Raw genomic sequence first — 24642 nt, 5'->3', positions numbered from 1 at the left:
CACTTTCTCCGAAAAGCGGCCGCCCGAACCGTCGACGCTGTCTGCCTCGCCATCGGCCAGGTTCTGCAGCTCTTCACGCCCAAAGAATGCGCAAGCTACTTGGCAAACTCAGGATATGCACGAACCTAACTTCATCACGCTCTAGTTTCACCGTTCCTGCTCCGGTGCCTTTCGAAGCGCAGCGGCACGGCGTTGTGCGAAATGCGTTTCGACCTCGGAATCATCGATATCAGGCCGCGTGTCGGCCAACACCTGGCGCACCTTCTCACGAAACGGCAGGGATGGTGCTTGGGATATCGGTCATGGTTGACCTCCTCAGCTAGTGAGGCTGGTCATTTTCAGCCCGGAGCCCTTCCAATCCCGCGTCCGCTTTGAGACGATTGGAGACGTACTTGGGTCCAATTTGAGCGAAGCGGGGGCCGCCTTTGACCCGAACCGGACCAATGTGACTCGCGACGCTGTCCCGTGCGGGATAGGATGCGTCTAATCCTCGGTGTGCGGGCTGCCAGACGCCGGTGTGTTCGGCACCCCAACGCCTCCGCCCCGGAGTGCGTTTCCGCGTGATGCCTTGCGGCAGCAGAGGCCACGTAAACGGAGGATTTGATCATGTTAATTTGCCAATGCAACGCAATTCATCGACGCGATGTGGTATGCGGCGGCGGTGCTGCCTTGTTCAGCGCCCTCGTGGCGACGCTGATCGGCAGCGGGAAGCCGGTACGCGCAGAAACGGTCGCCGGTAAGGTTCCGGAGATCGATCGTGTGGCAGTGCGCGTGGTCGTCGACAGCTACCAATTCGCTGTCGCGCCGAGCCGGAAGGTTTCCGATGTTGAGATTGAACACTTCGGCTGGGGCATCGGCAGTGGCAAGCCGCCGGGTAAAACGTTGATCAGTGAGTTCGGACTGTCGATGCACGTCGAGTCGCGGCGCGGCGCCGAAACACGACATGTGCTGGTCGATTTCGGCTTCACACCGGACGCGCTGGTCAACAACGCCAATCTCGTAGGCATCGATCCGGCCGCGCTTGATGCGCTGGTCTTGAGCCACGGTCACTACGATCACTTTGGCGGTCTCGCCGGCTTCCTTAAACAAAACAACGGCAAGCTCAAAGCCAAGCTACCGATCTACATCGGCGGCGAGGAGGCATTCTGCTCCCGCGAATGGACTGCTCCGCCGGTGCGCGGCGACTTTGGAGCCTTGGATCGCAAGGCACTGGAAGGTGCCAATGTCGCGGTGACCTATGCCGAAGGGCCGGCACTGGTCGCCGATCACGGCTTCACCACGGGGCACATCGGCCAAACGAGCTTTGAGAAGCTGCTGTCCCCCAGCGCCATGAAGATCGGCGTGGATCGCGGCATTGGATGCTATGCCGACAAGCTTCCGGAGGACGAACGGATGAAGGCTGTCGTCCCGGACCAATTCCGGCACGAGATCGCCACCGCATTCAATCTAAAAGGCCGCGGGTTGATCGTGTTGACGTCTTGCAGCCATCGCGGGGTAATCAACGCAATCAAACAAGCCCAAGCGGCGTCGGGTATCAGCAAGGTTCATGCGGTGATCGGCGGCTTCCACCTCGCGCCCTACAAGGAGGACTATGTGCGCGACACGATCACAGCGCTGAAGGGTATCGACATCGATTACGTCATTCCGCTGCACTGCACGGGTGAGCCGTTCTACGAAATGGCAAAGGCCGAGATGCCGAACAAGCTCCTGCGCTCCTACACGGGCACACGCTTCATCTTCGCTGCCTGAGCAAGAAGGACACACGCAATCCCGGCGCTCACGGCCGCGAACGGGTGCAATTGCTGGCACCAGCGGATGCTGGAGGGTCTGAATCGTATCGCCATGCCGAACGAGTAGTGCGATGTCGATGACTTTGGGCGTCGTGCTAACAATGTCCGGATTTGGCCCCAGCGGCCGACCCGGCATGTCCGCTAGTCTAGATGTCTGCTCTTTGGGGGTAAAGCGGACTCGATATGCTCAACCTGAGTTCTTCCGTGCGTGACCCATTGCGGACCTCGCCTGTGGCTAACCTCACGCCGTTCTAGGTAGCCGGAAAAAGCTTGAGCAATGAGATCGGGCGGCGATCAGCGCTTGTCTACCGTTTGTCCGCCGGCCTTCTTCTCGAGTTCATCGATTCTGTCGAGTGCGTTGCTAAGGAGCTCGCCTAACACCAGCAGTGTTGAGTAGAGCTGCTGCGACATACCGGGTGTCGCAGCATGTATCACTCGCTTTATTTCCTCTCGCATTGCCATGGCCGTTCTCACAGTGCCTTTCCTGATCGGAGCTAGATAGACGCGACTTCGTCGGCTCTGCGCAACTCGAGGTCACTTGCGGCGATCCTGCTCAATCCGGTTAGCAGTCGCGAGTTTTCCCTCAATGTACTGCTTTAGATCACCGACCGCCTTCTCAAGGGCCTCTCGCGGGATGTTTTGAGTCTTGGCCCCCTCAGCGAGGCGGTCAACCAATACGTCCACGCTTTGCGAAGCGCCCGGCATCCCATATTGCTCCGCAGCGTGAACGCTGTTCTCGACCCAGAAATTAATGTACTCGCGTGTCGTCGTTGGCATGTGAAGTTTCTGCCAGTATCGAATTGAGCTTCGCGTGGAGAGTAACTAGTGGAGAGTAACTATATATGCAGAGCTGGGGCAAGGCGGCGCCCGCACAGCGGTGCCAGGCTTAGCTCTCGGGGGCCTGTATCTCCCGGCTTCACCGGCTATCCTGCTTCCATCCTCAGCGGCCTAGTTCAATTTTCGCAGTGGCCCGTTTCGCCTTTTGAGCGCATAAACGGGGATGCCCGATTCTCATTACCGATCCTGCCAGTGTGGAGCGGTCTATACCCGAACCGAGGCGATGGCCCTGGGTCGGCAGATCGCCAGCTTCGAGTGCTCGGTTTGCGGCGCGACCATAGAATCGTGGAACACCGCTTGGGTGCCCACCTATAGATTGATTGCTGGCCCCGTCCGCCTTCCGCGACCCAGCTAGTTATTGCAACTCCTAGCAATTCCGCGGATTAGCCATTGATGGCAGAGTCGTTCGGCACTTCATTCACTATCGTTGAGGTCACCTCGGACGACGCTCCGCAGTCAACGAAGCAGATGTGGCTCGCCTTAGCCAAGCCTAATCAGGCATTGACGCTAGTCCTTGCTGCCGTTCCCGAAGGCTGGACTGCGGAAGTTGTGCCAGCGGTCCTGACTGAAAAGCAGCAGAGGATGTTCGAGGAACTCAACCTCAAACCCGGCGATGTCTACAGGATCGCTCCAGAGTAAGGCATCCTCGGTAGGCCGGCGGCGTCTGGTACTTACTCTAGGCCGAACATGGCACAACGGGGTTCCCTTTTTGGCCGCCTTCCTACATAGTTCGGCATGGCAAAAATAAAAGTGAGCTTCAAACCAGTTCGTAAATCCGAGGGCGACTGGGCAATCATCGCCGAGTACCCGGGCGCAGAAGCGCGAGAGATTACGGGCTTCACGAGCAAAGCCGATATTGATGATTGGATGAATGGAGAGCGTCGGATCGCTTGGCTCCGATCACAGGGTTACGCGAAGTGACTCGATGAATCCTTCAGGCGTGCGTCAGGTGCTTCTGGCGTGGCTGAAGGTCTGGACTCGCTTGTACTATTCCAGCTCCCTCAACCGAAGCGCCATTCTCGCGGGCGGCCGAGACTCTCTCGCGGCAAAGCAGGGTGCTGAACGCTTGTGGCCCGTCGAAGATCCCCGCGGCCGGTAGCCCAACGTGTCGACCTACAAAGAAGTGTTAGACTCGCGTTCAAGTTGGCAGCAGCCTTGAAGTGGGCCATCAGCGTTATGAGGCGAGTTGGCCATGATCGATGAGTGTAATGATCCTACGCAAACGGCGGGACCTCGACCAGCGTTCCGATCAATCGCAACAATGCTTGCTGTTCGGGTCGCTTCCCGTCACGCAAGAACTCGCCCAGCTCGACGTGAGATAGCCGGCCACCAGAGGGCGCATTGGGCTGGTGGATGATGAAAGCGTAACCGTTTGTGGGCTCGCGTGCGATGAACCACGCGTCCCCGTTTGGGCTCCGATAGAGCTCCCGCCGGTCTGACATTTTTCCTCCCTGCTGCCTCCGGGCACTGTCTGATGAACGCTTGCGGCAAAGATACGGAGATCAGTGAAAATACGAAAGCTGATCTTCCGTAACCACGCGCTCAATGTTCTCGGACCTGCACTTGATGCGGTATCTTACTCGTCCATCGGTCTCGATCGGCATGCACTGTACGATCGTGTAGATCTTTGGCGCTTCAGTTGCGGCGCGTCCTTGGGGACCTTGAGCGTGGTGCCGAACCTCTTCATTTAGCTTATAAGCGTATGACATATTTGCTTTCTCGACGTTTGCGGGTCTATCGGCGGTCTCGCTAGTCTTCAAGAATGGATTTTGTAGCCTCGAATATCTGTTCCGCTGTGCCCTTGATCGTGCCCTTCGCCCAAGCTTGAAACACCGTGACGTATGCGTTCTTGTAAGCCGCTTCGTCCGCGGAGAAGTAAACTTCGTCTGTGGCAGTGTCCAAGACAAGCGCTCCTGTATCGATACAAATCTCCTCGATCAGGACCATGCGTTCTTCTTGCTCGGCCAGATGACGTTTAACGATGCTCATTGACTCTCCTGCTTGGCACTGAGGAATCACGTTCCCGATGCGGCTGGTGAACATGTTGACGTAGCCCACCGGACACAGGCGCAACAGGAAGCCGCAGTCGCGCCCGCTTTTCGATCTTTTTACCTGCTTGAATGAAAAACCCCGCCCCGATAACTCGGGAGCGGGGCAGGACCACAAGCTCTGCCAGTACATCCGTGGCTAGAGCGATAGGTCTGTCGTGCTCTTAACTAAGCAGCACGAAGATTTTCGGCAGCGGACTTGCCAGTACGACGGTCTGCGACGACATCGTAAGACAGCGTCTGACCTTCCGTCAGAGTTCCCATACCGGCGCGTTCGACCGCGCTGATGTGAACAAAGACGTCGTTGGTGCCGTTTGATGGCTGGATAAAGCCGAAGCCCTTTTGGGTATTAAACCACTTCACTGTACCGGTGTTCATCAGGTTTTCCTTCTTATGCGCGCAGGACCTGGCGCGCAGAGTTGCCGCCAGCCGTCCGGTGAGTCGATGATGGAGAATGTCTGAAACGTGCGCGCCGTCAGGATCTGAGGCGAAAGCGGAACAGTTGTTCGGCCAGTATCGATGCGTGAGACAATACACTAGCAGTTGACAGACTTCAAGAAGAAAGCCAGCGGTGCGTCAGCGTGGTAGTGCACTGATCATCGGATGATCACGTCAACCCTGCGACTAGCGCCGGCGAGGCTTGAGTGGTCGAAGCCGGATCGGGAGCATGGCAGTTCCACATGTCGGGTCAGCGAACTCCTTACGGCCGTTCGGTACCGCAGGCGTTGCGGCCAGCACCGGCCAGTCTAACGCAAGTATGCGCGGTGCTGCCGCTACTACATCAGGCTGCTGTAGAATGGCTTTGATCAATCTGCCACTTCGCGTCCGTTCCGATTGTTTGGGCGGACCTGCCGCCGGACGAAGTCGAACTAAAGCGCGATGGCATTAAGTTCGATAGCCTGAATTTTTGAGGTAGTTGGCGCATTCCTCGGAGGTGAAGGCATCGAGTGCATGGCCGATTGCGGCGCAAACCGCGTCGACGGTTCGCGCGGCAGCTTTGCGGAGCAGGTGCTTGAGCTTGGCAAAGACCTGTTCGATCGGGTTCAGGTCGGGTGAGTATTTTGGCAGGAAGAACAGTTTGGCACCGACCGAACGGATGAGCTGGCGAACTGCTTTGCTCCTATGGCTGCCGAGGTTATCCAGGACGACGATATCGCCGGGTCGAAGGACGGGCAGAAGAACCTTCTCGACATAGGTGCGAAAGCTCACGCCATCGATCGGCCCCTCGATGAACCATGGCGCATCGATCCGGTTATGGCGCAGGGCCGCCAGGAAGGTCATGGTCTTCCAGCGGCCATGTGGAACTTTGGCGTGAAGTCTGCGCCCGCGCGGCGCCCATCCCCGCAGGGGCGCCATATCAGTCCTGGTCCAGGTCTCGTCGATGAAGACCAGCCGCTCAGCTTCGACGCGACCTTGATATTTTGTCCACTGGGCTCGCCGCCGCGCGACCTCGGGTCGATCGCGTTCGCCAGCCGCTACGCTTTTTTTTGAAGCTGAACTTCTCGGCATGCACAAAGTCCCACACCGAGTGGTAGTCGACCTTCAGGCCGCGGTCGGCAAGTTCGGCAACGAGACCGCGTATGGTGAAATCGCCGTCCCTGATCCGCTGCGACAGCCAGACTGCGTGGTCTCCCGAACCGCCTTCGGCTTGTGACCGCCCATCTGGCCGGGCTCAACGCTACCGGTCTCCTCGACCCGCTGCATCCAGCCGACGGCCGTGCTGATCGCCACCCCGAACTGCTTGGCCGCCCGATTGCGCGACATCCCGCCCTCGATCGCGGCCACGACACGCTTACGCAGATCCAGAGAATAAGGCTTGCCCATCCATGCTGGCCTCCTATCCAGCCAGCATGGTGAATCAGAAACACACTGATTTGGGAATCCCAAATCGATTCAACCTAACCCCATCCCGCTTTAGGGTCGCCTGATCCCGTCGGGTCTTGAGTGCACGGCTCCCTCGCGACGAGACAGGCGTTCGCAGCCTCCAAATCGGCGCCGAAGCATGACCGCTCGATCAAAGATTTATCGTGCCGATCGGCGTCGGGATCCCACGCCGATTAACGGTAGTGAGCCCGATAAGCCATTCCGAGCCACCGTGAGCCTTGAGCCCGACGGTCCGATCGAGGATGCAGACGGACTACACGATCCCGTTCATGGCAACAGGCGCGGGCTGATGAACACTGGAATCGAGATCCGCCAGGATCTGATCACTGATCAGGCCGGACAGAAGGCATGGGCCGATCGGCTGGCTTGGACGTTGCCGAGATCGAAGCGACGTTGAGCACGGAGAAGCTGGTCCAGCGCGCATCCTTATACAATGACGACTGGAGCTATCGAACAGCCTAGGCAATCTAAGTGATGGCCCCTAAACCCTCCGACCCATACCGGCCGAAATGAGGTCGGCCGCCCGGCGGGAAAGTAGTTCCGTCAGGATTTCATATCTCCAATGCTTCGTTGGCGGGCGACGATACCAGTGTAGCAAAGCGCGCTATGGAGGCCGCTGAAGGCGACGAACATATGAGGGTTGATGGGAAACGAACAGGACTTGCGCGCAGCGATCCGGTTGCACGCCTCAGCATCTCTCGCAGCCACTGCTGCGGCGCATCGTTCGTATTGCGCTCATGCCAGAGAACGCCAACGTCCATCAAGCCCGTCTTGTAGGGCAGCTCGTATGTCGACAAGGGGTGGATGCTGGCCAATGAGCTCGCGAGTGGTCGCGGTACGATCGCGGCGAGCTCGGAATCCTCGAGCAGAGCAGGCAGCGCAAGAAAGTGTGACAGTGAAATCGCCATACGCGGGGCCTGCTGCGATCCGGTGAAGGCCTGTTCGAGCGCCGCTCGATCGTACATGTCCGATCGGCGAGTCAATCCACGTTCGGACACAAAGCCGTTCACGAGCCCTTCGTGCTCGCCATGCAGCGACACCGCCGCGAGTGACAGGCGGGACAGCGATTCGAGCGACAGTCTGCCAAGCTTCCGCGAAGAATGGGCGATGAGAACATCGTCATACGCGAACAGCGAGCTCGACTGGAACCGCGCTGGAACGTCCGAGAAGGTTCCGATTGCGGCGTCGATCTGTCCGCGATCGATCTGCTCGGTCAAATCGATCCGAGCGTCCGGACGGATCACGAGATCGACAAACGGCGCCTCTTGTCTCAACAGGCGGAGGAGATCAGGTGCCATAACCGCGGTCACAAAGTCGTTCACTGCGATTGTGAACCGCGTGGCCGATTTGGCGGGCTCGAATCTGGGCAGACCGATCGCCGCTTCCAGCGATTTCCATGCCTGGCGGATCAATGGAGCCATGACAAGCGCACGCGCAGTCGGCTGCATTCCGCTTGCCGTGCGGACGAACAATTCGTCGTCCAGCATCTCCCGCAGCCGCGCGAGAGCGTGGCTGACGGCCGACTGACTAAGGCAAATCCTCTGGGCCGCGCGCAACACGCTTCGTTCCTCCATGATGGCGTGGAAGACGCGCAAGAGGTTCAGATCAAGCCGGTTGAACTGTGTCGTCATCGCAGAATCACTCGGATGGATTGCGTCAAGCGTCTCAAAAGTCGAAATCGCTAAGCTCAGGGTGGTCATCGGGCCTGCGTCCCAGCTGCCACAGGAACATCCGGTCGGTCTTAGCGATCGGATATTCGTTGATGCTGGCGAGACGCCGTCGTATCAGCCCATCCGGATCGAGCTCCCAATTCTCGTTTCCATAGGCCCTGAACCAACGTCCTCCCCTGTCGCAATATTCATAGGCAAAGCGCGCCGCGATCCGATTGTCGGTAAATGCCCAGACTTCATTGATCAGCCGGTACTCCAACTGATCTGCCCATTTGCGCGCCAAAAACGCTTCGATGGCGGCGCGTCCGGAGAAAAACTCGAGGTGATTTCGCCAGAAGCTATCGATGGTGTAGGCCAGTGCCACCCGGGCGGGCTCGCGGCTATTCCAGCAGTCCTCGATAGCTCGGACTTTCTCCGCAGCGGTGTCCCAAGTGAAGGGTGGCAGGGGAAAGCGTGGTGACATGGCCATTGCTCCGCGGCTCACGGGAACACAGAGTGGAGCAACAGCGGACTGGCGGCGAGTTTATTGATGTAACAGAGTGTAAAGCCTCACGCTGGCGCCGATGCTGCGATGCAGCATCCGCCGGATTCTGCGTCTCGGACCTGACAACCCTGGCGTGGCTCGCTGCCCGCGAGAACGAAATACCTCAAGGACGAGACGTCCGGACTCCGAGAACGCGAAGCTGACGTTCTGCCTCTTTCAGGTCGGCAGTTTCGAATCCTTCCGTGAATTGTCCGTACACGTCGCCGAGCAGCGCCCGTGCCTCGTCCACGCGCCCGTGCTCCATCCACAAGCGGGCCAAGTCCGTCGCTGAACGCAACTCCCACCCAAGAGCGTGCTGTTGCCTGGCGCAGTCAAGCGAGTCCTTGAGCGAGGTCTCGGCGGCCGGCCAGTTCGCCGGTGACGCCGCGAGCAGCACCGCCGCACGAGTCCGCAGTAAATCCGGTAGTTCAAAGGCTCCGGAGCCGCGCATTGCGTTGGTTACGGCCGCATCAATGATGCTGGTCGCTTCTGCCGAGTTTCCGGTGCGGGCCAGACCTTCGGCCAAGGCGCGCGAATTGGATGGCAAGAGGATGTTTCGCTGTTCGGTTCGCAAAGTGGACAACGCTTCGCGCAGCGTCTTGATGCCAAGCTCTGTATCCCCTCTCTCCAGCATAAGCGCTCCTCGCAAGCCGAGGCCGCCGGCCCTGTACATGGCGAGCGAGTACCTGCCAGCGTAGGTAATGAGTCGTTCTACGAGTTCTTCCGCAATCTGCCGATCGCCCCGCCACAGAAACACCGGCGCGACAAAGACGAGGCAGATGCAAAGCGAGACAGGATGCTCTTTCCTTTCGGCGACCTCGATCGCTCTATATGCGAACTGAGCCGCCTGATCCGGAAGGCCGCAGTCCCACAATGTCCGCGCGTAACCCACGAACGCTCGCACTTGATGATCGTATCCGAAGGAATGCAGCACGCTCACGCTGGCAGCCGCTGCGTCCTCGAAGCCTTTTTTATAGCTCTGCTGGGCAGCCGCCTGCTCTCCCACCAGATGATAGCTCGCGCCAAGCATCCACTCGGCCATCACGACCTCCCGCGGCCGGCCCAATTCCCTGGCTATGGCAGCGTAGCGTTGCGCTGCAGCCAACGAGCCGCGAGAATCCGCGAGCCGAGCGCGATAAAGATTGAGACCGGCCAGAAATTCCAACTGGTAGTCGGCATCGCCCAGGGAATCGGCAAGGCTCAGTCCCCGTTCCAGTGCCGCTCCTACCTCTACGCTGTCACTGTGAGCGTGGATCGATGATGTCGCCAAGGACAATTGCAGTCCCAATTCGAGCTTTGTCCCGCGATCTTCCTCTGACAGCGCACGCAGCGTTTGCAGGCTCCACCAGCGGCACTCGCGCAGCATCGACATTCCAAGGAAGAGGGGCACTGCGCCTGCGCCCAGCGCTACCCCGACCGACCTGTCGCCGGACGGCGAAAAACTCCACTCGAGTGCCGCTCTGATGTCGCCTATGTGCCGTGAGTAGGGCGTTAGATCGCGATCCCTCAAGACGCCGGTCCGGAGTCCCGCGAGGCGTTCTGCGTGGTAGAGCGCGTGCCGTCTTGCCGTTGCGTTCGCCGCCCCCTGCTCCTTCAATTTGACCGCGGCATAGGCCCGCGTCGTATCAAGCAGCCGGTAGGGGCTCGCGCCTCCCGTCAGCGAGACCGAGATCAACGACTTGTCGACCAGGTTTGCGATGGCGTTTACAAGCTGCAGCTCATCGCGGTCCGCGTCTGCTACGACGGCTTGCGCCATCTTCATTGTGAACGCACCGACAAACACAGATAGCGCGGATAAGACTGCTTTCTCGCGCTCCGACAGGAGCTCGTAGCTCCAGTCGAGCATGGCCTGCAGCGTCTGGTGTCGCGGCACGCTGCGCCGCCCCTGCCAAAGCAGCATCAAGCGGTCACCGATCAGCTCTGCCAGTCCACCGATGCCGTAAGTGCTCGCCCTGCTGGCCGTCAGCTCGATCGCGAGCGGCATCCCGTCAAGCTGGCGACAAATGTCGGCGACAAGGGACGCGTCCTCGTCGGTAAGCTCGTCCCGATATCCGCCGGCAGCGGCCCGTTCCATGAAGAGCTGTACAGCAGGAGAGGCCAGTGCCTCGGCCGCTGTCATCGACGCCGCGCCTCTTGGACTGTCGAGAGAGCGAAGCGGGTGGACGTTCTCGCCCTCAACGCGGAGGGATTCGCGGCTGGTCGCGATAATGTGGACAAGCGGCGCTTCACGGAAAAGCCCCTCCGCCAGGACAGCGACGGCCTTAATCACATGCTCGCAGCTATCGAGAACCAGCAGAAGACGCTTGTCGGTGAGGAATGCGAGTAGCCGCGATAGTGAGTCCTGCGTATGCTCCAGGCATCCCATGACTGAAGCGACTGCCGGAACCACGAGCGCGCCCTCCTGCAGCGCGCTGAGGTCCACGAAGCAGACTGCTTCGCGGAACTCGTCCGTCAGCCCATGCGCAACGGCGACAGCCACGGTCGTCTTGCCGACCCCGCCGGGCCCGACGATGCTGACGAACCGCCGCGACATTACCTCCAGGCGCAACGCTTCGACTGTCTCGTCGCGGCCAACCATTCGCAGCAAACGCGCAGGCAGGGTCTGCACCTTGCCCCGCCCGACAGGTGTAGCCGCGGACTGGCCACCTTGCACCAAGCGTTGGACCGGCGCCACAAAGCAATAACCTCGTCCGGGAACGTTGGTAATGTAACGCGCACCGTCGCGACCATCGCCGAGCGCTTTGCGGATCCCCGCAACAGAAACCCGAAGGCTGGCTTCTTCGACGATCACGCCGGACCAAACCCTTTTGATCAGGTCCCCATGGCTGACGACCTCGCCTGGCCGTTCCACCAAAGCAATCAGGACATCGAGCGCGCGGCTGCCCAGCGGCACCTGCACGTCTCCGTTCATCAGCAGCCTTTCAGAGACCGCCAGACGAAACGGTCCAAAGTGAAATGACTCACCCTCGTAAGCGCGTTGCTGCAAGGAAGCGTCCTCAACCTTCACCCAGCCCCACCGGTCGATATGCTCGCGGATCTACAGTGCTGCGTTCGCTGCAGCAGTTGCTCACATGCACTTGCCGGCATCTACCGATGGAACGAACCAGACTATTAACACGCTCTAACCTTCCGTGAGGACAAGTATACGATGGTGTAAATCAAGGCCCCAAGGGCCGCCAGGCTGGACAACCGGCGTGAAGCTCAGGAACCGCCTCGCTGGTTTGAGATCAATGGGTACGTTTAGGAGATCGCGAGGCTGCTCCTTGGCCTTGGCGAGGTTATTATCAACAAGTCGGAATATGAAATCCCGGGCGCTCACTATGAGTTAACGTGGTTAGCAGAGCTGACTTACAGCCGCGCGCGTGGTGTTGCATGGACGTCGCAGTCTAACCAGCACGCAGTGGTATTTTCCGGAATGCGCATTCGCGACAGGTACCGGAAGCCCACGGACCGACGCCAAATGTGAGGGTTCAGCGCTGCACGATCTCTGACAGAGATGGTTGCGACAAGGCAGTCCCGCTGAAGTCCACGACCTTCGGCCGGTTCCGCCGCGAAAGCGAGCTCTACCCCGGCGTTGCCGTGTCAGCTAGGCCAAGCGGAGCCAAGGATGATCGAGCAGAAATTCTGGCGGACATAATTCATGTCCTTCAGTGCCAGCACGTCGGCCTTCACATTGCCAAAGGTCGACAGCGGCTTCTTGATGATGCCGTTGGCAAAGTGGTCAATGATGTTTTCCTTGAAGTTTGCCTCGCGCGGATGGTGGGCGCAGACATGGTCGCGTTGCTCATGGCTGAAGTCGTGATAGGCGATGCCAAGCACATCCATCTCCACGCCTGCAGTCACCAGCGCAATCGTTGGACGCATATGTTCGGGGATGCCGGCGTGGTGTGGACCGCGATCGCGGTCCACACGTCCTCAACATCGCGCTCCGCGACGCCGTAGCTCTTCATGAAATCGCGGGCCGCGTTGGCCCCGTCAACCTCGAAGCGCAGATCGGGACTCGAATAGCGTTCGGTCAGCCCCATGTCGTGAAACATGGCGCCAAGATACAGAAGCTCCGGGTCGTACTTCAGGCCGCGGCGCTCGCCGGTGAGCGCCCCCCAAAAGAAGACGCGGCGGCTGTGGTTGTAAAGCGGGTCATCCTCGGTATCGCGGACGAGCTGGGTGGCGGCGTGGGCGATAGCGCTGTCCGGCACTCGAATGCCGGCAATCATCTCGGACATGGAAGTGTCTCCATCGTTACGGAAACCTCCGGAGCGGCGTGAATCGCGACGGGGCGTGCGGCTGTGGTGATTGGGAGCCGCCGATTATTCTGCGGCGGCCTGTGCAGGCGTAAGTCCCAGCGCCCTCGCCACGCCTGCACCATAGGCCGGGTCGGCTTTCGCGCAGTTGGCGATGTGACGCTGCTTCACCTCGAGACGCGCATCCCCCATCGCGCGGGCGGTGTTCTCGAACAGAACTTGCTGCTGCGCCGGCGTCATCTTGCGGAAGAGTATGCCGGGCTGCTCATAGTGGTCGTCATCGACGCGGTGGTCCCAGTGCGCCGCTGCGCCCGTCCACTCGAGCGGCGGCTCGGCAAGCTGCGGATCGCGATCGATCCATGCACCCTTGCTGTTCGGCCAGTAGCTCGGCGTGCCGCCGAGATTGCCGTCCGTGCGCATTGGGCCATCACGATGGTAGCTGTGGAACGGGCACTTCGGCGCGTTGACCGGAATGAGGTGGTGATTGACTCCCAGCCGATAACGCGCCGCGTCGCCGTACGAAAACAGGCGTGCCTGCAGCATCTTGTCGGGCGAGAAACCGACGCCGGGAACAATGTGGGCCGGCGAGAACGACGCCTGCTCGACCTCGGCAAAATAGTTGTCCGGACAGCGGTTGAGCTCCATCACCCCGACCTCGATCAGCGGATAGTCTGCCTTCGGCCAGACCTTCGTGAGATCGAAGGGATTGTGACTGTGGGCCTTGGCCTGCGCGTCCGTCATCACCTGAATGAATAGCGTCCAACGCGGGAAGTCGCCCCGTTCGATGGCGTCGAGCAGATCGCGTCCGTGCGTCTCGCGATCGTTTGCGACCAGCGCAGCCGCATCTTGATCGGTGAGGTTTTCGATGCCTTGCCGGGTGCGGAAGTGGAATTTGACCCAGACTCGCTCGTTGGCCGCATTGATCATCGAGAAGGTGTGGCTGCCAAAGCCGTGCATATGGCGGAAGCTCTTCGGGATTCCGCGGTCGGACATCACGATCGTCACTTGGTGCAACGCTTCGGGAAGCAGCGACCAAAAATCCCAATTGTTATCGGCCGAGCGAAGTCCGGTGCGCGGGTCGCGCTTGATCGCGTGGTTCAGATCTGAGAAGCGCAGCGGATCGCGGAAGAAGAAGACCGGCGTATTGTTGCCGACGATGTCCCAATTTCCTTCCTCAGTGTAGAACTTGAGAGCGAAGCCGCGAATGTCGCGCTCCGCATCGGCGGCGCCGCGCTCGCCGGCGACCGTCGAGAAGCGCGCAAACATAGGCGTCTGCTTGCCAATCTGCGAAAAGATCTTGGCTTTGGTGTACCGGCTGATGTCGTGTGTGACCGTGAACGTGCCGTAGGCTCCCCAGCCCTTCGCGTGCATCCGCCGCTCCGGGATCACCTCGCGATCGAAGTGCGCCATCTTCTCGATCAGCCAGATGTCCTGCAGCAGCGCCGGCCCGCGCGGGCCTGCGGTCATGATGTTGAGATTGTCCGCCACCGGCGCGCCGGTCGCGTGTGTCATCGGAGGACGAGAATCGCTCATCGTTTGCTTCCTACTTGTCAGGGCACTTTCCAAAAGCAACTCCATGCAATGCCCGAGTTCAATGATACGAACCGGTCACCCGGCACTTCAGTAACGGTTATCGGATTTCCGGTGCAGTTTACTAGACGCAACTTTTCAAGTTCCCACGATCGCATCGGCACCCGCGTTTCACCGCGATCGACTGCTGACTGGGAGCTAAAGTTTCTATCTCGACTACGTGCGAGGCGGGCGGCCTCACGAGCGGCCGTTCCTCCAGGGCGACCAGGCAACACGCGGTTTTTCTGGTTGCGGTCATGCCGCTATCGATCGAGGAGAGTCGTCAATTCCGCACCCTCGTCAGCGACGAAGACGGCGATCAGTTCGGCCGACTCGGTGTTGCTTGCGTTGGCGGAGACGAGGTGGGTCGCGCCCGGTGGCTCAAAGAACGATTGTCCGACCTCGAATGTCTCCAGCGGGCCGCCCTTGAGCTGCGAGCGGACTTCGCCCCTTGTGATATAGGCCGTCACCGAGCCACCATGGCGGTGCGGCGGAGTAAAGCCGCCCGGCCCGTAAGTGACGCGGACCACGGTCAGACGCTTGCCGGGTACATTCGGCAAGGCGTGTGAACTGATCACCTCGACCTTGTTGAGCGAGGAGCCGGCCGAGCTGCTGTCGGCGCATAGCGGCGCCGGAATGCCTGATATCGCGGTCATTGCCACCGGCAACGTTCTTGCGATCGCCGCCGCGCAGGCGAAACCCGCAAGGATCGCCAGCGACAACCGGCGCCAGTCCCGCTCCACGAGCGGCGTCATCATTTCCGGTGCAACGCTCATTGGCCTCTCCTGCTTGATCTCAAGTTGCTGCGATCGGCTTGAATACCGAAAGTGGCGCGGGATCGCGGCTCGGCGGAGGCGGGATTTTCCCGTCGACATCGGTGAAGCCGTATTCAGTCGCCAGTTCGGAGGCGAGCAGGATCTGCCCGGTCTTGGCGATCACATCGGGATCAGCGGCCAACGCAGCAATCGCGCGCCCGACGAAGACCGGTGTTTCGCCTCTCTCGGCGATGAGCTTGGCAAGTGCCGCCGGGACACGATCGGGTTGGGCCGCGAGCTTCTCGCTCTTGATGTATCCGGGCCAGATCGAGACGGCGGAAATGCCGAAGGGCTTGAGCTCATGCGCCATGTCTCGGGCCATCCGGTCGACTCCCGACTTCTGTACGCCGAAAGGGACGTTGAATGTGTACCGGACCCCGCCGCCGGATGACGTATTGACGATCAGGCCCCTTTTCTGCGGCAGCATCAGCGGTACCGCGAACTGGCTGCAGACAAAGTGTGAGCGCAGGCCGACGCGATGCAGGGTGTCCCACAGCGAGGTTGGAACTTGCCAGAAGGGAACGTTGACCGGCATGACGTTCGGCGCCGCAAACACGTTATTCACGAGGACGTCGAGCCGATCGTAGTCACGGCGGATCAGATCGAAGACGTCCTTCACCGAGCCGTCATCGGAATGATCGCAGAGGAGGCCGAGGCCCTTGCCACCGGCCTCGTCGATTGCCGAAAGAGTCTCGTCGAGAGAGCCTGGCCATTCCGAGCCGCCGCTGCTGCGCGTGCGCGCGGTGACGATCACCGTTGCGCCCGCCTCGGCCAGTCCGATGGCCACTCCCTTGCCGACGCCGCGGCTTCCACCCGTCACCAGCGCAACACAATCCCTCAGGCGTCCCTCGGACATATCATCCCGCATTTTTTCTTCCCAGGAAGATGCATTGACAATAATCTTCCGGGGAAGATAATAGGCAGAGATAATCAAAGGTCAACCAGGGATGTCTCGCTATGGTCACGAGGGAAGAGAATGAATTGCTGTGCCGCGTCACAGGTGACGCGCCGATGGGGCGAATGCTGCGTCAGCATTATTGGCTGCCGGCGGTCCTCTCGGTGCGGGTGCGCAGGGGCGAGGCGCCGGTGCGCGTCAAGCTGTTCGGCCGCAACTTCGTGGCGTTCCGAGGCAAGGACGGGACCGTGGGCTTCCTCGACGAGGCCTGCCCGCACAGGGGTGCTTCACTTGCGCTCGCGCGTGTCGGTGATTGCTCGCTGACCTGTCTGTTCCACGGCTGGAAGATCAGTGCCGGCGGGGAGGTGCTCGATGTTCCCAATGAGCCCAATAACCCCAAGGAATTCGCAAAGACAGTCAAGGTAAAATCCTATCCGACCCGGGAAGGAGCCGGGCTGATCTGGGTCTGGCTCGGCGAAGGAGCGGCGCCCCCCGTGCCGGACTTCGAATGGATGGATTTGCCACCGGATCAGGTCTACGCGGCCGGCATCGAGCTCAACGCGAACTGGCTGCAGGGTGTCGAAGCGACCATCGATTCCTCGCATGTCGCGCTGCTGCATCAGAGCTGGACCGCGAGCTCGGCAACGGATTTTGCGGCGACGCGGGTCAATACCGAAGTCAGCTACGCGTTCGAGAAGAAGCCGTACGGCTTTCGTGCCGCGGCGCTTCGATCCGCCCCCGATGGGTCATGCCTCGCCCGCGTCACGGAGTTCGTGATGCCCTATTACGGATTGATCGCGCCGATCTATTCCGGACCGCAGCAGGATCGTACCGCGATCATCGCAGTGCCGATCGACGATGAAAACCTGATCCAGTGGTACATCTACTATAATCCCGAGAAGCCGGTGGACTCCTGGCGCAAGGTGCAACGCGCCAATCAGTGGCCGATGGCCGGCGGCCTTCCGGGCAATCAAGCCAATAATTGGGGGCAAAATCGTCAGATCATGGATGCCGGCAACAGCACCGGTTTCCACGAGATCGTCATCGAGGATTTTGTGGTGATGGTCAGCATGGGGCCGATCGTCGACCGTTCGCAGGAATATCTCTGCTCGGCGGACCAGGCGATCGTCAGGGTCCGTCGCCAATTGCTCGAGGAAGTGCGCGGCTTCATGAACGGCAAGCCGCCCAGGAGCGCCCAGAGCGACAGCATGTCCTACAAGGACATCCGCGCGGTCGGCGGCCGGCTGACTTCCGCCGCCGATGACTGGCGACAGATTCCCCGCTGATTAGATCGGACGCGTCGGACGCGGATGTCTTGTCCGCGTCCATTCCCCGGCTCAGGAGACGTCATGGCCATGACCTGGAAACATGTATGCGCCGCCTCGAAACTGCCCGAAGGGGAGCCATTGGGCTTCAAGGTCAGCGACCAGCGTGTCGCCCTCTACAAGATTGATGACGAGATCTTCGCAACGGACGATGTCTGCTCGCATGCGTTTGCTCTGCTTTCGACCGGCTTTCTCGAAGGGCATGTCGTCGAATGCCCGCTGCATGGTGCGATGTTCGACGTACGCGACGGCAGGTGCCGCTCAGGCGCCTACAAGGATATCAGGGCATTCAAGGTCGAGATCCGCGATGGCGAAGTCTTTGTGCATCTCGACGGCGAGGCCGCGAATGAGGATGTCCGCGACAGCGTGGTGGACGTCAAATCGTGAGCGGGCTTGTTGTCATCGGAGCATCCTATGCCGGTGTTCAGGCGGCACTCAGTGCCCGTGATGCCGGCTATGCCGAACCGGTGACCGTCGTCGGCGACGAGAAATCGCTGCCGTATCAACGGCCGCCGCTATCGAAGGATTTTCTGCTCAACGAAATCAGCGAGCACAACCTGATCCTGCGGGACGATGCGTTCTTCAAGGCCAAGCGGATCGACCTGGTTCCGGGCCGACGGGCAGTGGAGATTGACCGGCAAGCGAAACATGTCGCGTTGGCGGATGGCGCCCGACTGGGCTTCGACAGGCTTGTGATCGCAACCGGATCGCGGGCGCGGCGGATATTGGTGCCCGGCGCCAGACTCGACGGGGTTTGCTATCTTCGATCGGTCGCCGACGCCAGCGATCTCAAGGCGCGACTAGGGCAGGCGAGCGAGATCGTCATCGTCGGCGGTGGGTTCATTGGACTTGAGGTCGCTTCCTCGGCGGCAAAGCTCGGCAAGAAGGCCACGGTGATTGAGGCCGCCTCCCGGCTGCTTGAACGCGCCGTCTCGCCGATTGTCTCGCGCTTCCTGCTCGATGCGCACGCGCAGGCGGGCGTCGATGTGAGGCTTGGCGAGACCGTCGTCGCGATGACCGGGGGTGCCGGGAGGATCGCCGAAGTCGTTCTCGGCAGCGGCACCCGCCTGCGTACGGATCTCGTCGTCGTAGGCATTGGCGGAATCGCGAACGATGAACTCGCCAGTGCCGCCGGACTGAAATGCTGCAATGGAATCGTCGTGAATGAACACGGCAGCACGGAGGTTCCCGGCATTTACGCTGCCGGTGACTGCGCAAACCATTGCAACCGGTTCGCGGAAGGGTGGATCAGGCTGGAATCGGTCCAGCACGCCCAGGACCAGGGCAGGGCGGCGGGGCTCGCCATCGCGGAAAGCCATGAGCGGTACGACAGCGTCCCGCGGTTCTGGTCGGATCAGTATGATCTCAAACTGCAGATCGTCGGGCTCTCCGGACGCAGCGACCAGATCGCAACCCGTGGCTCGGTCGAGGAGGGCAGGTTCTCTGTCTTCCATTTCAGGCAGGGGAGATTGGTCGCGGCTGACAGCATCGACAGACCCGGCGACCAGATGGTGGCGCGGCGCCTCATTGCCGCGGGAATTTCGCCGGCGCCGGAGCAGGCGGCAGACAGCTCGTTCGATCTCAAATGGCTGCTGAAGGCGGCCGAAAAAACGGTCGCCTGATCTCGCGTCTCGAGCATTGCTATTTGGTTGGATTACGCGCTGGTTCACGTCACCTCTCCCGCGGGGAAGGTCGGCGCATAGCGCCGGCGGGGGCTCTCTCCACACGGTTGGACAGCGTGAATGGCGAAGTCACCCCCAGCCCAGCCCTCGCAAGCGGGAGAAGGGGCAGTATCCATTGGGGATGCAATTCAACCTGATCTCATCACGCTTTAGCCCGTCGTGGCGAGCCGGCCCATCTTCTTCGTCGGCTTTACGGTCTTCACCGCAAGAAGCTTCCGCAGGCAGCGGTCGAGCATCGCGATCTCCGTCTTGGTCAGCCCGCTCGCCGCGGTCACGGTCTCCACGACTCGCGCGATCTCGGTTATACCGCGGTCGGCGGTCGCAAGGCCCTTCGCGGTCAGGCGGACCAGCTCGGAGCGGCCATCATCGTTCGCCGAGACGCGCAGGATGAACCCTCCTTCCTGCAGCCGCGCTACCCGCTTGCTCATGGCGCCGGAGGTGACAAGCAGGGCGCGGAACAGGTCCGTTGGGCGCAATTCATACGGTTTTCCCGAGCGTCTGAGCGCCAGCAGGACGTAAAGCTCGCCGGTCTGCAGGCCAACGGCTTTTGATATGTCCTGCAGCCGCTTCTCGTGAAGCTGGTTGACGCGCTCCAGCCGCAACAGTGTTAATGCGGCCGTCAGGTCGAGATCGGGGCGCTGCTCAAGCCAGGCGGCTTCGATGTCATCGTAGAGGGTGCTATCCGGCTTTGGCGTTTGTCTGGTGATTGGCTCTGCACCGCGCGACACGCTCTTTTTCGTCATTCCTTTCTACCCTCGCTAGTCCTGCGCCAGCGGCGCCGGCACCATGTTTGGTGCAATCTAGCACTCTCGAATTCGGGTGTCGCGGCGCAAGTTCCTGGTATTCGTCCAAGGCCCGCATCCGGGCGCGATGCGGCGGCGATGCGACGCCTTGCTCCGATGTTGACAAATATCTTCCTAGGAAGAATATTCCGAGTAGGAAATATGATACACATGGGGAGGTTCGCATGCGGGGACTTGGCGCAATACTCTTTCTCGCGGTATCACTGGCTACGTTAGGCGCAGCCAAGGCGGCTCAGGGCGAACTGATCCTCGGGCAGACGATGCCCTATAGCGGTCCGGCATCGGCGCTGAGCGCGGTCGGAAAGGTCCAGACCCGCTATTTCCAAATGATCAACGAGCGCGGCGGGATCAATGGCCGCAAGATCAAGCTGATCTCGCTCGACGATGGCTATAGCCCGCCAAAGGCCGTGGAGCAGACGCGCAGGCTCGTGGAGAATGATGAGGCCGTTGCGATCTTCGGCAGCATGGGGACCGCGCAGAACGCGGCGGTCCAGAAATATCTGAACGGCCGGAAAGTGCCTCAGCTCTTTGTCTTCGCCGCCAGCGACCGTTTTGCCGACCCGAAGACCAGCCCATACACCATCTCGGGAATGACCCTGTTCAGCACCGAGGCGGCGATTTACGCGCGACTGGTTTCCGAGGCCATTCCGCGAGCACACGTTGCGGTGCTCTACCAGAATGATGACTACGGGCGCGAATATCTCCGTAGTTTCAAGACCGAACTGGCGCGGCTCGATCCGCAGGCGGAGATCGTCGCTACCGCGCCTTATGAGGTCACGGCGCCGACCGTTGATTCCCAGGTCGTGTCGCTGGCCAGCAGCAATGCCAATGTCTTCCTGAATGCGTCGACCGGCAAATTCACCTCGCAGGCGATCCGCAAGGCGGTTGAACTGGGATGGCGCGCCCAGCAGTTCCTGCCGATCGGAAGCAACTTCGTGGCGACGATCCTCAAGCCGGCAGGGCTCGAAAACGCAAAAGGTGCGATTTCGGCCACGCCGACCAAGACCGTGGGCGATCCCGAATGGGCCAACGACCCCGCCTATCTGGAGTGGCTGGCCTTCATGAAGAAATACTACCCCGAAGGAGACATTCAGGATCAGCTCAACTTCACCGGATGGAACGTCGCCGTTCTGATGACCAAGGTGATCGAAGCGTGTGGCGATGATCTTACGCCGCAGAACATCATGAAGCATGCCACGTCGCTGAAGAACGTAGCTCTTCCGGGCCTGATTCCGGGCATCACCGTCAACACGAGCCCGGACGACTATCGCCTGATCAAATCGCTCCGCCCACAACGATTCGACGGCGAGCGCTGGGTCCCGCTTTCCGGCACCATGGCAGCCAGATAGGTGGGCGCGATCGGTCGCCGGCGCGGCATGCCATCAGCTCGCGCCGCGCCTGAGCGCCTCGGTCGCGCGCCGGAGGACATCGTGAAGCCATTCGTGGGACGGCTCGCCCTCGACACGCTCATGCCACAGCATCCGAACCTCGACGGGTGTCGTCGTGTAAGGCAATTCGCAGGTCGTGATTGCATGGGTTTGCTCGAGCACTCTCGCCAACGGACGCGGGACGATGGCAGCTAGGTCGGAATCCGCCAGCAGGGCAGGCAGGGCAAGAAAATGCGGCAAGGAGACCGCGATTCGCGGTGGCCGGTCGCTTTCGGCGAGCGCCCGCTCGAGCGCGGCGCGGTCGTACATTTCCGAACGTCTGGCGAGACCCCGTTCGGAGATGAAACCGCCGATCGCTCCCTCCTGCTCGCCGCCAAAGGAGACGACGACCAGCGGCAGGCGTGACAGCTTCTCCTTGTCCAGCCGGCCGAGTTCGCGTCTTCCGCCAACGATCAGCGCATCGTCATATTCGAACAGCAGGGCTGAGCGGAAGCGGCTCGGGGGGACCGAGAAGACACCGATGGCGACGTCGATGCGGCCAAGGTCGATCTGCTCGGCAAGGTCGATCCGCGTCACCGGCTTGATCATCAGGTCGATCGCGGGGGCCTCGCGGCCAAGTATCTTCAAGAGCGGAGACGCCAGCGCCATCGTGGTGAAGTCGTTGGCGGCCAGCGTGAACTGCTTGGTCGCGACCGCCGGAACGAAGGTCGGCAGTTCGACCGCGGCCTCGAGGGACCGCAGGGCTTCGCGAACCAGCGGCGCCATCGTCAGCGCGCGTGCCGTTGGCTGCATGCCTGTTGCCGTGCGCACGAACAGCTCGTCCTCCAGCATCTCGCGGAGCCGCGCGAGCGAGTGGCTCACGGCGGACTGGCTCAGGGCGACCTTCTGGCTGGCTCGCAGCACGCTGCGCTCCTCCATGACGGCATCAAAGACCTTGAGCAGGTTCAAATCCAATGTCTTGAACGAAACAGACACGATAGGGATCTCCTCCGGTCACTGGCGGATCGGCGCCCCGATAAGCTGCTGCCGCCCGGGTCCAATTAAGGCCACGCGCGCCGCGGACGCAACCGAATGGATGCCGAAGAACGCGCTGTGTCGCTATCGGCCGCTGCGATCTGAAGACGGTTCAGGATTACTCTGCGAGAGTTTCACTTCCGTACCACGGCCGTTTGGTCATGATTGCCTCTGCCGGGTTGGGAGGAGACGCACGATGAAATCCTGGGTGAGGTCCCGAGGTGACTGGCGCAAATCATTCGAATTGGCGCTGACGCTCGCAACGGTGGCGACGTCAGCGATTGCGGAAGGCGGCCCCGTCAAGCTCGGGGTCCTGACCGATATGTCTTCGCTCTACGCGGACAATGGTGGCCAGGGCTCGGTCATCGCGGCGCAGATGGCGGTGCACGACTTCAAAGGAAAGGTGCTCGGACGCGCCGTCCAGATTATTGCGGGAGATCACCAGAACAAGGCTGACGTCGGCTCCGTGATAGCCAGGCGATGGCTGGAGAATGAAAGTGTCGAGGCTATCCTCGACGTGCCGAATTCCGCCGTCGCTCTCGCAGTGCAGGGCATCACGCGAGACAGGAAGAAGCTCTTCCTCGCCACCGGCGCCGCCACCTCTCGCCTTACCGGCGACGAATGCTCATTGACCGGAATCCATTGGACATATGACACCTACGCGCTGTCGCGGGGAACGACCAAGGCAATCTCACGTCTCGGCGCAAAAACCTGGTTTTTCCTTTCAGCCGACTACTCCCTCGGCTCGCAGCTCGAGGCCGACAGCCGCAAGGTCATCGACGCCACCGGTGGCAAGGTCGTCGGCGCCGTGAAGCATCCGATCAATACACCGGATTTCTCCTCGTTCCTGCTGCAGGCGCAATCCTCGAAGGCGGACGTGATCGCGCTCGCCGATGCCGGCGGCGATTTCATCAACGCGGTGAAACAGGCTGGCGAATTCGGAGTTACGCGCCGGCAGAAGCTTGCCGGCCTGATCGTCTTTATTGCCGACATTCACAGCCTCGGACTGCAGAGCGCCCAAGGCCTGATGCTCAGTTCGGCGTTCTATTGGGACCTCAACGACGGGACCCGCGCATGGTCGAAGCGCTTCATCGAGAAGACCCAAAAGGTTCCCACCATGATCCATGCCGGCACCTATGGTGCGGTCATGCACTACCTCAAGGCGGTTGAAGCGGCGGGTACGCTGGATGGTCCGACCGTCGCCGCCAAGTTGCGTGAAATGCCCGTGAATGATTTCATGACGAAGAACGGCCGCATCCGGGAGGTACGGTCGGCTGGTGCGCGATATGTATCTGTTCCGTGTCAAGTCTCCGGAGGAGTCCAAGTACAGGTTCGATTACTACAAGCTGCTCGCGACAATTCCTGGGGAAGAAGCCTTCAAACCGATGGAGGAAGGAGGATGTCCGCTCTCGAAGAAGCCGTGATCGGCGACGACGCGGCGAGCAGCGTCGCGCAGAATCGGATCGACGAGATCATCGCCGGCCGCTTCGCGTGCCGTGAATTCTCCGATGATCCGATCCAGCGACGGACCATCGAGCAGATCCTCCGCATCGCGCGGTTCGCGCCGAGCGGAGCGACTATCCAGCCGTGGTACGTCTACGTGCTCGCCGGCGCGGCCAAGGACCGCGTATCGGCGGCGCTGCTGGAGGCGCACGAGACGTGCCGCGACGATCACGTGTCCGAGTACAAGTACTACGCCAGCGATTTGCCCGCGCCATACCTGAATCGCCGGCAGCAGTTCGGACGGCTGTTCTACGGCTCGCTCGGAATCGCTCAAGGCGACGTCGAAGCCCGCAGCAGGCAAACCGCGAAGAACTATGCATTCTTCGGCGCCCCGGTGGGATTGATCGTCACTATCGACCGCCGGCTGGAAGTCGGAAGCTGGCTCGATCTCGGGATGTTCATTCAGAACGTGCTGCTGGCTGCGGCGGGGCGTGGGCTTCAGTCCTGCCCACAGGAGACGTTCTCTAGATATCACCGGATCCTGCGCCCGCTGCTGTCGATCCCCGCCGAGCAGATCGTGGTGTGCGGCATCTCGATCGGCCGCGCCAAGGTCGAGGTGGGGAAAAGATTGATGCCGCGGGCGGACGTTGACGAGTTTGCCTCGTTCGCGGGATTCGAAGCCTAGAAATCAATCGAGAAGGTCAAAGGAGACGGC

The 24642-nt window shown here is 60.8% G+C and carries 19 protein-coding genes and 4 pseudogenes; 9 read left to right on the top strand and 14 right to left on the bottom strand.

What is annotated here, in order from left to right; all coding sequences use genetic code 11:
• Positions 1-684: 684 nt before the first annotated feature.
• A complete protein-coding gene (locus ACZIRK_RS17430) occupies positions 685-1749 on the top strand; it encodes an MBL fold metallo-hydrolase (protein WP_245474642.1) in 1065 nt (354 codons plus the stop codon).
• 575 nt (positions 1750-2324) lie between these two features.
• On the opposite strand, the gene ACZIRK_RS17425 is transcribed toward ACZIRK_RS17430, so the two are convergent.
• On the bottom strand, positions 2325-2567 hold the full coding sequence (locus tag ACZIRK_RS17425; RefSeq protein WP_130225133.1) for a hypothetical protein: 243 nt from the start codon (positions 2565-2567) through the stop codon (positions 2325-2327).
• 453 nt (positions 2568-3020) lie between these two features.
• Here ACZIRK_RS17425 and ACZIRK_RS17420 point away from each other — a divergent pair, with 453 nt between their 5' ends.
• Positions 3021-3266, top strand: a complete 246-nt coding sequence (locus ACZIRK_RS17420; protein WP_130225134.1) for a hypothetical protein — start codon at positions 3021-3023, stop codon at positions 3264-3266.
• A 575-nt stretch (positions 3267-3841) separates the two neighbouring features.
• On the opposite strand, the gene ACZIRK_RS17415 is transcribed toward ACZIRK_RS17420, so the two are convergent.
• From ACZIRK_RS17415 to ACZIRK_RS17400, 4 genes and pseudogenes are all read right to left on the bottom strand, one after another.
• A complete protein-coding gene (locus tag ACZIRK_RS17415) occupies positions 3842-4069 on the bottom strand; it encodes a hypothetical protein (RefSeq protein ID WP_130225136.1) in 228 nt (75 codons plus the stop codon).
• A 307-nt stretch (positions 4070-4376) separates the two neighbouring features.
• Positions 4377-4616, bottom strand: coding sequence for a hypothetical protein (locus ACZIRK_RS17410; RefSeq protein WP_027558111.1), 240 nt, complete (start codon positions 4614-4616; stop codon positions 4377-4379).
• Positions 4617-4843: 227 nt separating this feature from the next.
• Complete coding sequence (locus ACZIRK_RS17405) at positions 4844-5053, bottom strand: cold-shock protein (RefSeq protein WP_018321049.1); 210 nt, start codon at positions 5051-5053, stop codon at positions 4844-4846.
• Between the two features lie 507 nt (positions 5054-5560).
• A pseudogene (locus tag ACZIRK_RS17400) lies at positions 5561-6499 on the bottom strand (IS630 family transposase).
• Between the two features lie 319 nt (positions 6500-6818).
• Here ACZIRK_RS17400 and ACZIRK_RS17395 point away from each other — a divergent pair.
• A pseudogene (locus ACZIRK_RS17395) lies at positions 6819-7021 on the top strand (hypothetical protein); the annotation flags it as partial.
• Positions 7022-7110: 89 nt separating this feature from the next.
• Here ACZIRK_RS17395 and ACZIRK_RS17390 read toward each other — a convergent pair.
• The 7 genes and pseudogenes from ACZIRK_RS17390 to ACZIRK_RS17360 all read right to left on the bottom strand — a co-directional run bounded on the left by ACZIRK_RS17390 (position 7111) and on the right by ACZIRK_RS17360 (position 16245).
• The gene (locus ACZIRK_RS17390; protein WP_130225139.1) at positions 7111-8190 is read right to left on the bottom strand and encodes a LysR family transcriptional regulator; all 1080 of its coding nucleotides are present in this window, start codon (positions 8188-8190) and stop codon (positions 7111-7113) included.
• A gap of 34 nt (positions 8191-8224) precedes the next feature.
• Complete coding sequence (locus ACZIRK_RS17385) at positions 8225-8692, bottom strand: nuclear transport factor 2 family protein (protein WP_130225140.1); 468 nt, start codon at positions 8690-8692, stop codon at positions 8225-8227.
• A gap of 184 nt (positions 8693-8876) precedes the next feature.
• On the bottom strand, positions 8877-11759 hold the full coding sequence (locus tag ACZIRK_RS17380; RefSeq protein WP_130225141.1) for an ATP-binding protein: 2883 nt from the start codon (positions 11757-11759) through the stop codon (positions 8877-8879).
• Between the two features lie 575 nt (positions 11760-12334).
• Positions 12335-12975: pseudogene (locus ACZIRK_RS17375) on the bottom strand (HD domain-containing protein).
• Positions 12976-13059: 84 nt separating this feature from the next.
• On the bottom strand, positions 13060-14526 hold the full coding sequence (locus ACZIRK_RS17370) for a catalase (protein WP_130225142.1): 1467 nt from the start codon (positions 14524-14526) through the stop codon (positions 13060-13062).
• A gap of 299 nt (positions 14527-14825) precedes the next feature.
• On the bottom strand, positions 14826-15320 hold the full coding sequence (locus ACZIRK_RS17365) for a cupin domain-containing protein (protein ID WP_463327789.1): 495 nt from the start codon (positions 15318-15320) through the stop codon (positions 14826-14828).
• Between the two features lie 37 nt (positions 15321-15357).
• Positions 15358-16245: an SDR family NAD(P)-dependent oxidoreductase gene (locus ACZIRK_RS17360; protein WP_207230991.1), complete on the bottom strand. Its 888-nt coding sequence runs from the start codon at positions 16243-16245 to the stop codon at positions 15358-15360.
• 89 nt (positions 16246-16334) lie between these two features.
• Here ACZIRK_RS17360 and ACZIRK_RS17355 point away from each other — a divergent pair, with 89 nt between their 5' ends.
• The 3 genes from ACZIRK_RS17355 (at position 16335) to ACZIRK_RS17345 (ending at position 19219) form a co-directional block, all read left to right on the top strand.
• On the top strand, positions 16335-17558 hold the full coding sequence (locus tag ACZIRK_RS17355) for a Rieske 2Fe-2S domain-containing protein (protein ID WP_130225143.1): 1224 nt from the start codon (positions 16335-16337) through the stop codon (positions 17556-17558).
• A 69-nt stretch (positions 17559-17627) separates the two neighbouring features.
• Positions 17628-17984: a Rieske (2Fe-2S) protein gene (locus tag ACZIRK_RS17350; RefSeq protein WP_463327786.1), complete on the top strand. Its 357-nt coding sequence runs from the start codon at positions 17628-17630 to the stop codon at positions 17982-17984.
• On the top strand, positions 17981-19219 hold the full coding sequence (locus tag ACZIRK_RS17345) for an NAD(P)/FAD-dependent oxidoreductase (RefSeq protein ID WP_130225145.1): 1239 nt from the start codon (positions 17981-17983) through the stop codon (positions 19217-19219). The genes ACZIRK_RS17350 and ACZIRK_RS17345 overlap by 4 nt, the downstream gene beginning before the upstream one ends.
• 209 nt (positions 19220-19428) lie before the next feature.
• Here the strand turns inward: ACZIRK_RS17345 and ACZIRK_RS17340 are convergent, their stop codons facing one another.
• Entirely contained in the window at positions 19429-20022 is a 594-nt protein-coding gene (locus ACZIRK_RS17340; protein WP_130225146.1) for a MarR family winged helix-turn-helix transcriptional regulator, read from the bottom strand.
• A gap of 224 nt (positions 20023-20246) precedes the next feature.
• On the opposite strand from ACZIRK_RS17340, the gene ACZIRK_RS17335 reads away from it, so the two are divergent.
• Entirely contained in the window at positions 20247-21431 is a 1185-nt protein-coding gene (locus ACZIRK_RS17335) for an ABC transporter substrate-binding protein (protein WP_130225147.1), read from the top strand.
• A 33-nt stretch (positions 21432-21464) separates the two neighbouring features.
• On the opposite strand, the gene ACZIRK_RS17330 is transcribed toward ACZIRK_RS17335, so the two are convergent.
• Positions 21465-22445 (bottom strand): LysR family transcriptional regulator, encoded by a 981-nt coding sequence (locus tag ACZIRK_RS17330; protein ID WP_130225148.1) that lies wholly within the window; start codon positions 22443-22445, stop codon positions 21465-21467.
• Positions 22446-22680: 235 nt separating this feature from the next.
• On the opposite strand from ACZIRK_RS17330, the pseudogene ACZIRK_RS17325 reads away from it, so the two are divergent.
• Together ACZIRK_RS17325 and ACZIRK_RS17320 are read left to right on the top strand one after the other, a co-directional pair.
• Positions 22681-23908 (top strand): annotated as a pseudogene (locus ACZIRK_RS17325) (ABC transporter substrate-binding protein).
• Positions 23884-24612, top strand: a complete 729-nt coding sequence (locus ACZIRK_RS17320) for a nitroreductase (protein WP_130225149.1) — start codon at positions 23884-23886, stop codon at positions 24610-24612. The pseudogene ACZIRK_RS17325 and the gene ACZIRK_RS17320 overlap by 25 nt, the downstream one beginning before the upstream one ends.
• The last annotated feature ends 30 nt before the right edge of the window (positions 24613-24642 follow it).

The sequence above is a fragment of the Bradyrhizobium sp. Leo114 genome (assembly GCF_055229415.2).
The sequence above is the reverse complement of the archived record's forward strand: the minus strand, read 5'-3'. Positions and strand labels throughout refer to the sequence as shown.